Source organism: Rhodococcus sp. BUPNP1 (assembly GCF_002215235.1).
Taxonomy (GTDB): domain Bacteria; phylum Actinomycetota; class Actinomycetes; order Mycobacteriales; family Mycobacteriaceae; genus Rhodococcus.
In genome coordinates, this window is record NZ_NERM01000013.1 from 99,552 (window position 1) to 112,437 (window position 12,886).

Here is a 12,886-nt window from a genome sequence, read left to right on the forward strand (position 1 = left end):
GGGTCGGTGCTCAGCGCTGTTCGCTCATCACCGAATCGACGGTCCCGTGGCGCGAACACCGTGCCCACCACCCGTCCGGCGCGATCTGGACGATCATCCGCCGACCGCACCGAGCGCAGAACCGTGGCGGTTCGAGTCCGAGTTGCACTGCTGCGGAATGGGTCCGGACCGCCCCGTCGACGATCGCTTCGCCGGTGAACGGATCGAACATCAGATCGTCTCGCCGAGGGCCTTGATCGGCATCTTCAGTTCGCCGAGCAGATCGAGGTCGGTCTCCGCCGGTCGGCCGAGCGTGGTGAGGTAGTTGCCGACGATGACGGCGTTGATCCCGCCGAGGATCCCCTTTTGTGCGCCGAGATCGCCGAGCGTGATCTCGCGGCCGCCGGCGAACCGGAGGATGGTGCGCGGCAACGCCAATCGGAAGGCCGCCACGGCCTTGAGCGCCTCGGTGGCGGGCAGCACCTCGAGGTCACCGAAAGGGGTGCCGGGGCGCGGGTTGAGGAAGTTGAGCGGCACCTCGTCGGGCTCGAGCGCCGCGAGGTCGGCTGCGAATTCGGCTCGCTGCTCGACGGTTTCACCCATCCCGAGGATGCCTCCGCAGCACACCTCCATACCTGCCTCGCGGACCATGCGCAGCGTCTCGAAGCGCTCCTCCCAGGTGTGGGTGGTGACGACCTTCGGGAAGTGCGAGCGGGCGGTCTCGAGGTTGTGGTTGTAGCGGTGCACGCCCATCGCGACGAGCCGGTCGACCTGGTCCTGGGTGAGCATGCCGAGCGAGCACGCGATCTGGATGTCGACCTCGTTGCGGATCGCCTCGATACCGGCCGCGACCTGCGAGAGGAGGCGCTCGTCGGGTCCGCGTACGGCCGCGACGATGCAGAACTCGGTGGCTCCGGTCTTGGCGGTCTGCTTCGCGGCCTCGACGAGCGACGGGATGTCGAGCCGGGCGGCACGCACCGGCGAGGCGAACAGGCCGGACTGCGAGCAGAAGTGGCAGTCCTCGGGGCAGCCGCCGGTCTTGAGGCTGATGATCCCCTCGACCTCGACCTCCGGTCCGCACCATGCCATGCGCACGTCGTGGGCGACCGCCAGCAGGTCGTCGATGCGGTCGTCCGGCAGCTGCAGGACCTCGAGGGTCTGGTCACGGTCGAAGCCGATTCCGCGACCGAGCACCTGGTCGCGAGCGATTTCGAGGATGTCGGTGCGGGCGGGCGCCTGGGTCACTGCCGTCTCCTGGGGTGGCGAGAACTTGAACATCGTTCAATTGAACAGCGTTCAGGTTAGGTCGAAGCGTCCGATAGTGTCAAAGGCACGAATCCTTCGGTTCGGATCCCCCGTGGCGTGGTACCGCCGCGGGCAGCAGGAGAAGCGGGAGCGAAGAAGCAGTGCAGTTGCGACGCGGCGACGTCCTCGACGGCGCCATGGCGATCCTCGACGAGTACGGGCTCGGCGACCTGACGATGCGCAAGCTCGCGTCGTCGCTCGGCGTCCAGCCCGGCGCGTTGTACTGGCACTTCCCGAACAAGCAGACCCTGCTCGGCGCCATGGCCGACCGCATCCTCGACGGTGTCGACGAACCGCCCGCGAGCGACGCCTGGGACGAGGCCCTTTCAGAGCTCGCGCACCGTTTCCGTGCCGCACTGCTCGCCCACCGCGACGGCGCCGAACTCGTCGCCTCGAGCTACGCCTCCCGGCTGACCACCTCGTCGGCCCGCGACGCCTTCGTCGGCACCGCGGAACGCGCGGGTCTGTCGCGGGCGTACGCCGAACTCACCGGCTACGCGCTGTTGCACTACGTGCTCGGCCACACCGTCGACGAGCAGTCCCGCGCGCAGCTCGAGGAACTCGGCGCGCTCACGCGCGCACCGCTGTCCCCCGAGGTCGCGACCGAGCAGCCGGCCGAGGCCGACGACGACCTGCTCGACGGCGACCCCGCCGTCCGGTTCGAATTCGGTCTGCGGTTGTTCGTCGACGGCATCCGCGCACGTCTGGAGACCCGTGCGACATCCTGATCCCACCGTTCCTGTCGGACCCGCCTCGTACCTTCGACGCTCGTGACCGCCCCCTGGACCCTCCAGCAGATCAACGCCGTCGCGCCCGATCCGTCCTCGATGACGGCTGCGCGCGGCGTCGCCTCCGCATGGCTCGAGACCGGTCACGACATCACCGCCCTGTGGGGACTGTGCCGCGGACGCGGCACCACGCCGTACCGCACGGCGATCGACCCGAGCGCTCCCGCCTACACGTGCACGTGCCCGAGCCGGAAACTGCCCTGCAAGCACGCCCTGTCACTGCTCGTGCGCTGGTCCGAGGGTGCCGTGCCGGCCGCGCAGGCACCCGACTTCGTCACCGGATGGCTCGCCGCCCGCGTCGCGTCCACCACACTTCCCGCCCCGGTGGACGAGCCGGTCAAGGCGCCCGATCCGGTGACCGCCCAGCGCCGCGCCGAGCGGGTCGCGGCAGGACTCGACGACCTCGACCGCTGGCTGACCGACCGCATCCGGCACGGCCTCGGGGCGGTGGATCACGGCTACGACACCTACGAGACGATCGCCGCCCGCATGGTCGACGCCCAGGCTCCCGGCGCGGCGTCGGCACTGCGCACCCTGGCCACCGTCGTGAACGACGAAACCGATTGGCCTGCCAGGCTGCTCGCCGAGTACGCGCGCCTGCACCTGATGACCGTGGCGTACCGACAGCGCGACGATCTGCCGAGGCCGCTCCTGCGTTCGCTGCAGACCCATCTCGGTTTCAGCACCCGTAGCGAGGAGGTCCGCGCCGAACCGGCTGTGCGCGACCGCTGGCAGGTCCTCGCCGTGCGCGTCACCGAGGAGAGCCGGATGTTCACCCGCAAGACGTGGCTTCGGGGGCGGTCGAGCGGACGCTGGGCGATCCTGCTCGACTTCGCTCACGGCACAGCACGTTTCACCACGCCGCTCCCCTTCCCCGGTTCGCTGGTCGACGCCGATCTGCACTTCTACCCCGGCGCGGCCCCACTGCGAGCCGTGCTCGGCCGACAGCACGGGGAGACGGAGCCGTTCACGACCCTGCCCGCCACCGGACTCGACGCTGCGCTGGACGAATACGCCCGCATGCGCGGAGCAGATCCGTGGTTGCGCACCTGGCCCGTCCTGCTCGACGCGGTCACCCCCACCGACAGCGAGGACGGCTGGTACGTCGTCGACCCGTCCGGACGGGCACTGCCGCTGGCCGGTGACGACGACAGCCGCTGGCGGCTGCACGCCGTCGCGGGAGGTCGTCCCGTCACGGTCTGCGGCGACTGGGACGGAACCGCTCTCGCTCCCGTCTCACTGTTCACCGAAGGACAGGTGATGACCTGGTGACCGCCCTGCCCGAATCGCTTACGACCGCAGCACTTCTCGGCACGGCACGCTCCGCGCCGGAGCTCGACGCGCTGCACACGGCCGACGCTGCGGGCGAACTCGCCGGAGACCCCGCCGCGACGCTGCTCGCCGCCGCCGCACTGGAGACGACCTTCCTCACCGCCGCGACCGTGCCCGTGGTCCGCGAACTGCCGTCGCCGGCCCCGGACGACGACCGTCCCGTCCTCCCCGGCGCGGCTGCCGAACGCCTGCGCGCGCTGCTCGCCGTCCGCTCCCCGCTGCTCGACGAGTGGTTCGAGGTGGCGGCCCGATTCCGCGCGTCGCACGACATCGTGGTCGACCTGCTGACGGTCGCGACCACCGACGCGGTGCACCGCGACCGGCTGGTCGCGCTCACCGGTTCCCGCGGACGCTGGGTGGCAGCGCGCAACCCGGAATGGGCCGATCTGCTGCCGCCCGACCCGCTCGACGACACGCCCTGGCACGCCGGTCCGCCCGCCCGGCTACGCCGATGGTTCGAGGCGCTACGCGCGCACGACCCGGCCGCGGCGACGGCGACACTCGCGGCGTCGTGGGGTGCGCAGACCGCGGCCCAGCGGGCCGAGCTCGTCGCCCTGCTCGCGGTCGGTCTCGGTCCGCACGACGAAGACCTGCTCGAACGCGCCCTCGACGACCGCAGCCGCAAGGTCCGTGCCGTGGCACTCGACCTTCTCCCCCGCCTGCCGGACTCCACGTTCGCGCGGCGCATGGCCGAGCGGGTGCGGCAGTGGTTGCTCGTCGACGGCTCGACCGTCACGCTCGCTGTTCCCGACCGGCCGGACGAGGGCGCACTCCGCGACGGTCTCGTCGACGATCCGGCCCGCGATCTGCTGGTGGCGGCGGTCGCGGCGGCTCCGCTGCCGATGTGGCGCGAGCACGCCGGAGACACGGTGCTACCGGAGTTCGATGTCGACGACACCGTCCTCACGGCACTGACGGAGGGGTGGGGCCGCGCGGCGGTCCGGCAGCGCGACGGCGACTGGGCTGCGGCGTTGCTACGACGCGACGGCACCGTCGACGCGGCGGTCGCGCAGGTCGTGCCCCGCGACATCCTGCTCACGCACCTGCGCGATGTGTCGCCGTCCGCGGTTCTCGACGACACGCTGCTCGCCGCGCTCCCGGCGCCGTGGCCGCGCGATGTCGCCGAGAAGGTGCTCACCGCGCTGTACACGAAGCTGACGACCACCCGCGTGGTGCGCGACGTGCTGACGTTGCTCGCCCACCGGGCACCCTTCGAGTTGGCCGACCTGCTGGCCGACGCCGCGAACCGCACCGACGATCTCGGTCGCCTGCACCTGTTCGCGAGCGCAGCCGACACCCTGACCCTCCGCAAGACGATCCACGAGGAGCTGAGTTGACCGACTTCGAGTCGACCCCCGCAGTTGTCGGCACCGATGAGGCCGAGGCGTCCGATACCGGCACGTTCGAGACCGGCGGGCCCGACGAATCCGGCGCATCCGACACCGGCGGGCCCGACGTATCCGACACTGCCGGGCCGGACGTATCCGACACTGCCGGGTCCGGCACCGACCTGCTTCGCCCGCACGCCGAACAGCAGTACGCGGACGAACTCGCAGCACTCGCGCGACTCGACGACCGGCCGCGCCCGCCGTCGTGGCAGCTGTCGCCGTGGGCCGTGGTGACCTACCTGCTCGGCGGCGAACTGTCCGACGGCACCGTCATCACCCCGAAGTACGTCGGCCCGCGCCGATTGATGGAGGTCGCCGTCGCGACCCTGGCAACCGACCGGGCACTGCTGCTGCTCGGTGTGCCGGGTACCGCGAAGACCTGGGTGTCGGAGCATCTCGCCGCCGCGATCAGCGGTTCGTCGACCCGGCTCGTACAGGGAACGGCGGGCACGACCGAAGAGTCGGTGCGGTACGGCTGGAACTACGCGCGGCTGCTCGCCGAAGGGCCGAGCGCCGCCGCGCTGGTCGCCTCCCCGGTCATGACCGCGATGCGCGACGGCGCCGTGGCCCGTATCGAGGAACTCACCCGCATCCCCGCCGACGTGCAGGACGCGCTGATCACCATCCTGTCGGAAAAGACGCTTCCCGTCCCCGAACTCGGCATCGAGGTGCAGGCGACGAAGGGGTTCAACGTCATTGCCACCGCCAACGACCGCGACCGCGGGGTCAACGACCTGTCGTCCGCGCTGCGTCGACGGTTCAACACCGTCGTGTTGCCGTTGCCGGCGAGCGAGGAGGACGAGGTCTCGATCGTCACCCGCCGCGTCGAACAACTCGGCGCCGCACTCGAACTGCCGGCCGTGCCCGCGGCCGCGGAGGAGATCCGCCGCGTCGTCACGGTGTTCCGGGAGCTGCGCAGCGGTGTCACGACCGATGGCCGGACCAAGCTGAAGTCCCCGTCGGGCACGTTGTCCACCGCCGAGGCGATCTCGGTGGTCACGGGCGGTCTGGCCCTGTCAGCGCACTTCGGCGACGGGGTGCTGCGGCCCTCCGACGTCGCGGCCGGAATCCTCGGATCGGTGGTCAAGGACCCCGTCTCCGATCGCGTGGTCTGGAACGAATATCTCGAGGCCGTCGTCCGGGAACGCGGCGACTGGACCGATTTCTACCGGGCGTGCCGGGAGATCACCGGGTGACCGACGTTCTCTTCGACCGCGCGGCTGCGCCCGCGGAGATCCGGGTCTTCGGAATCCGGCACCACGGGCCGGGTTCGGCGCGCGCGGTCCTGCAGGCACTCGCGGAGTTCGAACCCGACACCGTCCTCATCGAGGGTCCGTCGGACGCCGATCCGGTGCTCGCGCTCGCCGCGGCCGACGACATGGTTCCGCCGGTCGCATTGCTGGCCTACGCCCGCGACGAACCGGCGCAGGCCGCGTTCTGGCCGTTCGCGGCCTTCTCGCCCGAGTGGCAGGCCCTGCGGTGGGCGTACCTGCACGACGCCGACGTGCGGTTCTGCGATCTTCCGGCGGCGATGTCGCTCGCCGCCGAACGCGAGGTCGGCGACCGCGCGACCGACGATCTGCTCGGCATGCTCGCCCGCGCCGGCGGCTACGCCGATTTCGAGCAGTGGTGGGATGCGGTGGTCGAGCACGGCACCGCACAGGCCTTCGACGAGATCACCGACGCGATGCGGGCGCTGCGCGAAGATGTCGGGATCGACGACCACACCGCGCGACGCGAGGCGCACATGCGGCAGGTGCTGCGCGCGACGGTCAAGGCCGGGGCCCGCGCGATCGCCGTGGTGTGCGGGGCGATGCACGCGCCCGCACTGACCGGCCGACTCGGACCGGCCGCCCCCGACGCGCGTCTGCTCAAGGGCATGCCCAAGGTCAAGACCACTCTCACGTGGGTGCCGTGGAGCCACTCCCGGTTGTCGCTGTCGTCGGGCTACGGCGCCGGCATCACCTCGCCAGGCTGGTACCACCACCTGTTCACACAGCCCACGGACACGACCGCACGCTGGTTCACCCGCGTTGCCCGTGTCCTGCGCAAGGAGGATCTGCCCGTCTCGAGCGCCCACGTCATCGAGGCGACGCGCCTCGCCGACACGCTCGCGGCACTGCGCGGTCGCGCGGTGGCCGGACTCGACGAGGTCGTCGAGGCGACCCGATCGGTGCTGTGCGACGGCGACGACGTCCTGCTCGACCTCGTCACACGGCGGCTCGTCGTCGGCGAGGCACTCGGTTCGGTCTCCGAGGACACCCCCACCGTCCCGCTCGACACCGACCTGCAGCGGAATGCGAAGTCGTTGCGTCTCAAGCGGTCCGCCGAAGCGAAGAACCTCGATCTGGACCTGCGCCGCGAGATCGACGTCGCGCGGTCGCGACTGCTGCACCGCCTGGCGCTGCTCGGGATCGACTGGGGCACGCCCACGGAGAGCGAGGTGCGCTCGACCGGCACGTTCCGCGAGACCTGGACGCTGCGGTGGGAACCCGAGTTGTCGGTGGCGATCGTCGAGGCGTCCCGGTGGGGCACGACGGTGGAATCCGCGGCGGGTGCCACGGTGGGCGACCGTGCCGCACGCTCCGGGATCGCGCTCGCCGACCTCACCGAACTCCTCGAACGGGCGTTGCTCGCCGACCTGCGGACCACGATCCCGTCGCTGGTGACGGCGATCGATGCGGCGGCCGCTCTCGATCACGATGTGCTGCACCTGATGAGCGCACTGCCGACCCTCGTGCGCACCGTCCGGTACGGCGATGTGCGAGGCACCGATCTGTCCTCCCTGGAACACGTCTGCGACGCCCTCCTCGCGCGGGTGTGCGCCGGTCTCCCGGCGGCGGTCACCGGCCTCGACCACGACGCCGCCGATGCGCTGCGCACCGCGATCGACGATGTGCACCTCGCTCTCGCACTGCGCGAGGACCCGAGCGCGACCGGTCGATGGCTCGACACACTGACGTCGGTGAGTGAGCGCGACGACGTCGACGGGCTGCTCGTCGGCCGCACCACCCGGATGCTGCGCGACACCGGCCGACTCGGCGAACACGACGCGGCCGTGCGGGTCGCGCGAGCGTTGTCGGTGGGGTCACCCGCACCCGCGAAGGCGCGCTGGATCGACGGTTTCCTCGGCGGGGGCGGGCTCCTGCTCGTCCACGACAGCGCACTGTTCGACCTCGTCGACGAATGGATCAGCGGCCTCACCGACGACGATTTCGTCGACGTCCTGCCCGTCCTCCGACGCACCTTCGGGTCGTTCGCCTTCGGTGAGCGACGCCTGCTCGGGCAGACGGTGCGAGGCGAACGCACCCGCCGCACGGAGGCACCGCCGGCCGTGGATCGCGGCCGGATCGCCCTGACCGCCACCGCGTCGATCCTGGGAGTGTCTGCATGACAACCGAATCCGGCGACACCGAACGCCTGCGCCGCTGGCGGCTCGCACTCGGCGAGGCCGCGGAGGACTCCACAGGATCCCTGTCCTCGGCCGACGACAATGCGATGGACGCCGCGCTCGCCGCGCTGTACGACAGCGCGCCCGGCGACGGCACGGCACCGCGCACCGCAGGTCTCGGCGCATCCGCACCCCGGGTGGCGCGCTGGCTCGGCGACATCCGCACCTACTTCCCGACATCCGTCGTCCAGGTGATGCAGCGCGACGCCGTGGATCGGCTCGGGTTGACCCGGCTGCTCCTCGAACCCGAGATGCTCGGGGCCGTCGAACCGGACGTGCACCTCGTGGGCACGTTGCTGAGCCTGAACCGCGTGATGCCGGAGACCACCAAGGCGACGGCACGGACGGTCGTCGAGAAGGTCGTGCGCGAGATCGAGGCTCGCATCGCGCAGCACACCCGCACCGCCGTCACGGGTGCGCTCGACCGGTCGTCGCGGACGTCGAATCCGAAACTGCGCGACATCGACTGGGATCGCACGATCCGCGCGAACCTGGCCCACTACCTGCCGGAGCATCGCACGGTGGTGCCCGAGAAGCTGGTGGGCTACGGGCGCCGCTCCCAGGCGGTGAAGCGCGACGTGGTGCTCGCGGTGGACCAGTCCGGGTCGATGGCGTCGAGCGTGGTCTACGCGTCGGTGTTCGCGGCGGTCCTGGCGTCGATGCGGGCACTGCGGACCTCGCTGGTCGTCTTCGACACCGCGGTGGTGGATCTGACCGACAAGCTCGCCGATCCGGTGGACGTGCTGTTCGGCACCCAGCTCGGCGGCGGCACCGACATCAATCGGGCGATCGCCTACAGCAGGTCGCTCATCACGCGCCCGGCCGATTCGCTGTTCGTGCTCATCTCGGATCTGTACGAGGGCGGCATCCGCGCCGAGATGCTCTCGCGCATCCGGGAGATGCTCGCCGCGGGTGTGCAGGTCGTGGTGTTGCTGGCGCTGTCCGACGACGGGGCGCCGTCCTTCGACCGCGACAACGCTGCGGCGCTCGCCGAACTCGGGGTTCCCGCCTTCGCGTGCACGCCCGACCGGTTCCCGGAACTGCTCGCCGTCGCGCTCGAGCGGGGTGACGTCGGACGCTGGTCGCAGTCCGGGTGAACGCCGGAGACCCGTACGGGGTGGCGATGACGGTGCGGCGATCCGGGGTTCAGTGGGCCGGTTCCCCAGGGGAGCCGACCGTGACGTCGCCGTCCTCCTCGGCGTACCGCTCGAGCAGCGCGATCTCGGTGGCGCGGGACGGGAACGCGAGGGCCACCAGGGCCGCTCCGACCAGCACGATCGCAATCGCGGCCGTGTAGGCGCGGGTGTCGCCGTCGAGGAAGGCCGACCGGGCGGCCTCGATGATCTGCGGCGCGTACTGCGGATAGTGTTCGGCGATCCCGACCGCACCGGCGAACGACTTCTCCAGTGCGGTCTCGGTCTGCTCGTCGACCGCCGCGGCCTGCGGACTCGCCGCGATCGTCGCGGCGAGCGAGGCCGAGTACCCGGCCGTGAGAAGTGCGCCGAGGATCGACTGGACGATCGCGCCACCGAGATCGCGTTGCAGATCGGCCGTGCCGGAGGCCATCCCGGCACGGGCGACCGGCACCGAGCCGGTGAGCGAATGCGAGGCCGGGGTACCGGCGAGACCGACACCGGCTCCGAGGCACACGAAGCTCAGGGCGACCACCCAGTAGTGCGCGTCCTCGTCCCACAGCATCAGTGCGACGACGAGCCCGGCCACGATCGCCATGTAACCGGACAGCAGCGTGAAGCGGGAGCCGCGCGACCCGACGAGTTTCGCCGATTGCGGCGCCACCAGCACCATCACGAATGCTGCGGGCAGCGCCGCCGATCCGGCCGCGAGCGTCGAGTAACCGAGCACGTTCTGCAGGTACTGCTGACTGATGTACATCGTGCCCATCAGGGTGCCGAACACGATGATGCCCGCGACGGCCGCGACCCAGAACACGCGACGCCGGGCGACCCGCAGGTCGAACAGGGGATTCGCCGCGCGCAGCTGGCGCATGACGAAGAGGACCACCGCGACGAGAGCGATCACGAGAGCGGACACCGCGATGGTCTCCATCCCGTCGACGGGCACGAAGTTGATGCCGAGGACGAGCGAGCCGACCAACACGATCGAGACCACGCCGCCGAGATGATCGACCGGATCGGTCGACTCGTTGACGTGGCTCGGCACGAACATCCAGGTCAGGGCGAAAGCGATCAGCGCGAGCGGGATCGTCACCAGGAAGACCGAACCCCAGAAGAACTGTTCGAGCAGGGTGCCGGCGACGAGCGGGCCGAGCGCGGTCAGGCCACCGCCGATCGACGACCACAATGCGATCGCGCGCGTGCGGGCTGCGCCCGACCACAGTGCGGTGATCAGGGCCAAGGTGGTGGGGAACGCCAGACCGGCGGAGACACCGCCGAGCACCCGCGCCGCGAACAGCACCTCGGTGCTCGGCGCGAACCCGGCGACCGCCGAGGCCGGAACCGACAACGCCATGCCGAGCAGCAGCATCGTCTTGCGTCCGTAACGGTCGCCGACGGCACCGAGGTAGAGCACCGACGCGGCGAGGCCGACGGAATAACCCACGGCGACGAGGTTGAGCTGGGTCTGGCTCGCGTCGAACGCCTTCCCGATCTCGGGCAGTGCCACGTTCGCGACGGCGAGGTTCAGGTTCGCCACGGCGGCGACGAGGATCAGCGAGGCCAGCACCGGCTTCGCGCGTGCCGGCCGACCGTCGTCAGGTGGGGTCACGGACACATAGTGCGCGCTCGAGCGGCTGCCCTGCGCGGTTTCCGGCGGGTTTTCACCTTCGGTCACCCACCGGGTTAGGATCGCCTCACTTGTTGATCGACAGACTCGAGGCCCGTCATGACACGCCGATCCGCTGCGTTGCTCCGTTCCGCCGCTCTGTTCACGGCCACCGCGATCGCGCTGACCGCGTGCGGGTCGTCCGACACGGAGTCCGACTCCGGTTCGGCGCCGGCCGACGGCGCCTTCCCCGTCACCGTCGACACGAAGTTCGGGGAGGTCACCATCGAATCCGCCCCCGAACGCGTCGCGGCTCTGGGCTGGGGCGACGCCGAAACTGCACTGGCCCTCGGCGTTCAGCCGGTGGCGGCGAGCGACTGGCTCGCCTTCGGCGGCGACGGCGTGGGGCCGTGGGCGCAGGGGCTGTACGACTCGCCGCCGGAGCTCATCGGCACGATCGAGCCGTCCTTCGAGATGCTCGCGGCGCAGGAGCCCGATCTGATCCTCGACACCAAGAGTTCCGGTGAGCCGGCCCGCTACGAGACGCTGTCGGGGATCGCCCCCACCGTCGCCGGACCGGAAGGCAGCGACGCCTATCTGACGTCGCTCGACGACCAGGTGACCTCCGTGGCAGCGGCTCTCGGTGTCCCGGACAAGGGCGCCGAGCTGCTGTCGCAGATCGATGCGGACTTCGAGCAGGCCGCCGCCGACAACCCGGAGTTCGCGGGCAAGACCGTCACCGTCGCCTCCTACACGTCGGAGGGGTGGGGCGCCTACGTCGTCGGCGACTCGCGCGTCGACTTCATGACCGAGCTCGGCTTCGTGAACAATCCGCAGGTGCAGGCCGCGGCGACGGACGATTTCTTCATCACCGTCTCCGACGAGAACCTGAACATGCTCGATGCCGACCTGCTGATCGTGCTGCCGATCTACGTGCCGGCCGCCGAGGTGACCGACAACCCCGTCTTCCAGCAGATCCCGGCGGTGCGCGACGGCCGGTTCCTCGTGCTCGACAGCGATTCCGATATCTCTGCGGCGTTCTCGACGAACTCGGTGCTGTCGGTTCCGTTCGCGCTCGACGAGCTGGTTCCGCTGGTGGCCGAACGCGTGAACTGAGCCGGTTCCTGCGTCCGGTCCGGTCCCTGCTTTTTGCTCAGCGCCGGAACAGCTTGTTGCCGAGCCAGACGATCGGGTCGTAGCGGCGGCCGGCGACGCGTTCCTTCATCGGGATCAGCGCGTTGTCGGTGATGTGGATGTTCTCCGGGCACACCTCGGTGCAGCACTTGGTGATATTGCACATGCCCAGGCCGTGCTCGTCCTGCGCGACGTCGCGCCGGTCGGCGACGTCGAGCGGGTGCATCTCGAGTTCCGCGATGCGCATGAGATAGCGGGGACCGGCGAAGGCCTCCTTGTTCTCCTCGTGGTCGCGCACCACGTGGCAGACGTTCTGGCACAGATAGCATTCGATGCACTTGCGGAACTCCTGGGAGCGCTGCACATCGACCTGCTGCATCCGGTACTCCCCCGGCGCCAGATCGGGAGGCGGCGCGAAGGCCGGTATCTCGCGTGCCTTCCGGTAGTTGAACGAGACGTCGGTGACGAGATCGCGGATGATCGGGAAGGTGCGCATCGGGGTCACGGTGATCGTCGCGTCGGGATCGAACAGCGACATGCGGGTCATGCACGTCAGGCGCGGGCGGCCGTCGACCTCCGCCGAACACGATCCGCACTTGCCCGCCTTGCAGTTCCAGCGCACGGCGAGATCCGGTGCCTGGGTGGCCTGCAGGCGGTGCAGGATGTCGAGGACGACCTCGCCCTCGTTGACCTCGACGGTGTAGTCCCGCAGTTCCCCGCCGTCGGCGTCGCCCCGCCAGATCCTGAACGCCGCCTGGTAGCCCATC

11 protein-coding genes are annotated in these 12,886 nt (G+C 70.4%); 7 read left to right on the forward strand and 4 right to left on the reverse strand.

Annotated elements, in window-relative coordinates; translation table 11 throughout:
* Positions 1-10: 10 nt before the first annotated feature.
* Together B9C99_RS26150 and bioB are read right to left on the reverse strand one after the other, a co-directional pair.
* Complete coding sequence (locus tag B9C99_RS26150; RefSeq protein WP_088898439.1) at positions 11-211, reverse strand: hypothetical protein; 201 nt, start codon at positions 209-211, stop codon at positions 11-13.
* A complete protein-coding gene (gene bioB, locus B9C99_RS15140) occupies positions 211-1,224 on the reverse strand; it encodes a biotin synthase BioB (RefSeq protein ID WP_088898478.1) in 1,014 nt (337 codons plus the stop codon). Before bioB ends, B9C99_RS26150 begins: the two co-directional genes overlap by 1 nt.
* A 161-nt stretch (positions 1,225-1,385) precedes the next feature.
* Between bioB and B9C99_RS15145 the strand changes: the two genes are divergently transcribed.
* The 6 genes from B9C99_RS15145 (at position 1,386) to B9C99_RS15170 (ending at position 9,340) form a co-directional block, all read left to right on the forward strand.
* On the forward strand, positions 1,386-2,012 hold the full coding sequence (locus B9C99_RS15145) for a TetR/AcrR family transcriptional regulator C-terminal domain-containing protein (protein WP_088898440.1): 627 nt from the start codon (positions 1,386-1,388) through the stop codon (positions 2,010-2,012).
* Between the two features lie 42 nt (positions 2,013-2,054).
* Positions 2,055-3,344 carry an SWIM zinc finger family protein gene (locus B9C99_RS15150; RefSeq protein WP_088898441.1) on the forward strand — a complete coding sequence of 430 codons (1,290 nt, stop codon included), beginning with the start codon at positions 2,055-2,057 and terminating at the stop codon, positions 3,342-3,344.
* Positions 3,341-4,741, forward strand: coding sequence for a DUF5691 domain-containing protein (locus B9C99_RS15155; protein WP_088898442.1), 1,401 nt, complete (start codon positions 3,341-3,343; stop codon positions 4,739-4,741). The genes B9C99_RS15150 and B9C99_RS15155 overlap by 4 nt, the downstream gene beginning before the upstream one ends.
* A 173-nt stretch (positions 4,742-4,914) precedes the next feature.
* The gene (locus tag B9C99_RS15160; protein ID WP_088898479.1) at positions 4,915-5,988 is read left to right on the forward strand and encodes an AAA family ATPase; all 1,074 of its coding nucleotides are present in this window, start codon (positions 4,915-4,917) and stop codon (positions 5,986-5,988) included.
* The gene (locus B9C99_RS15165) at positions 5,985-8,186 is read left to right on the forward strand and encodes a DUF5682 family protein (protein WP_088898443.1); all 2,202 of its coding nucleotides are present in this window, start codon (positions 5,985-5,987) and stop codon (positions 8,184-8,186) included. The genes B9C99_RS15160 and B9C99_RS15165 overlap by 4 nt, the downstream gene beginning before the upstream one ends.
* On the forward strand, positions 8,183-9,340 hold the full coding sequence (locus tag B9C99_RS15170; protein WP_088898444.1) for a VWA domain-containing protein: 1,158 nt from the start codon (positions 8,183-8,185) through the stop codon (positions 9,338-9,340). The genes B9C99_RS15165 and B9C99_RS15170 overlap by 4 nt, the downstream gene beginning before the upstream one ends.
* Before the next feature lie 49 nt (positions 9,341-9,389).
* On the opposite strand, the gene B9C99_RS15175 is transcribed toward B9C99_RS15170, so the two are convergent.
* Positions 9,390-10,994: an MFS transporter gene (locus B9C99_RS15175; protein WP_172414973.1), complete on the reverse strand. Its 1,605-nt coding sequence runs from the start codon at positions 10,992-10,994 to the stop codon at positions 9,390-9,392.
* A 111-nt stretch (positions 10,995-11,105) separates the two neighbouring features.
* Between B9C99_RS15175 and B9C99_RS15180 the strand changes: the two genes are divergently transcribed.
* Positions 11,106-12,101: an iron-siderophore ABC transporter substrate-binding protein gene (locus B9C99_RS15180; RefSeq protein ID WP_088898446.1), complete on the forward strand. Its 996-nt coding sequence runs from the start codon at positions 11,106-11,108 to the stop codon at positions 12,099-12,101.
* Positions 12,102-12,138: 37 nt separating this feature from the next.
* On the opposite strand, the gene B9C99_RS15185 is transcribed toward B9C99_RS15180, so the two are convergent.
* Complete coding sequence (locus B9C99_RS15185; RefSeq protein WP_016694390.1) at positions 12,139-12,885, reverse strand: succinate dehydrogenase/fumarate reductase iron-sulfur subunit; 747 nt, start codon at positions 12,883-12,885, stop codon at positions 12,139-12,141.
* Position 12,886: the final 1 nt, after the last annotated feature.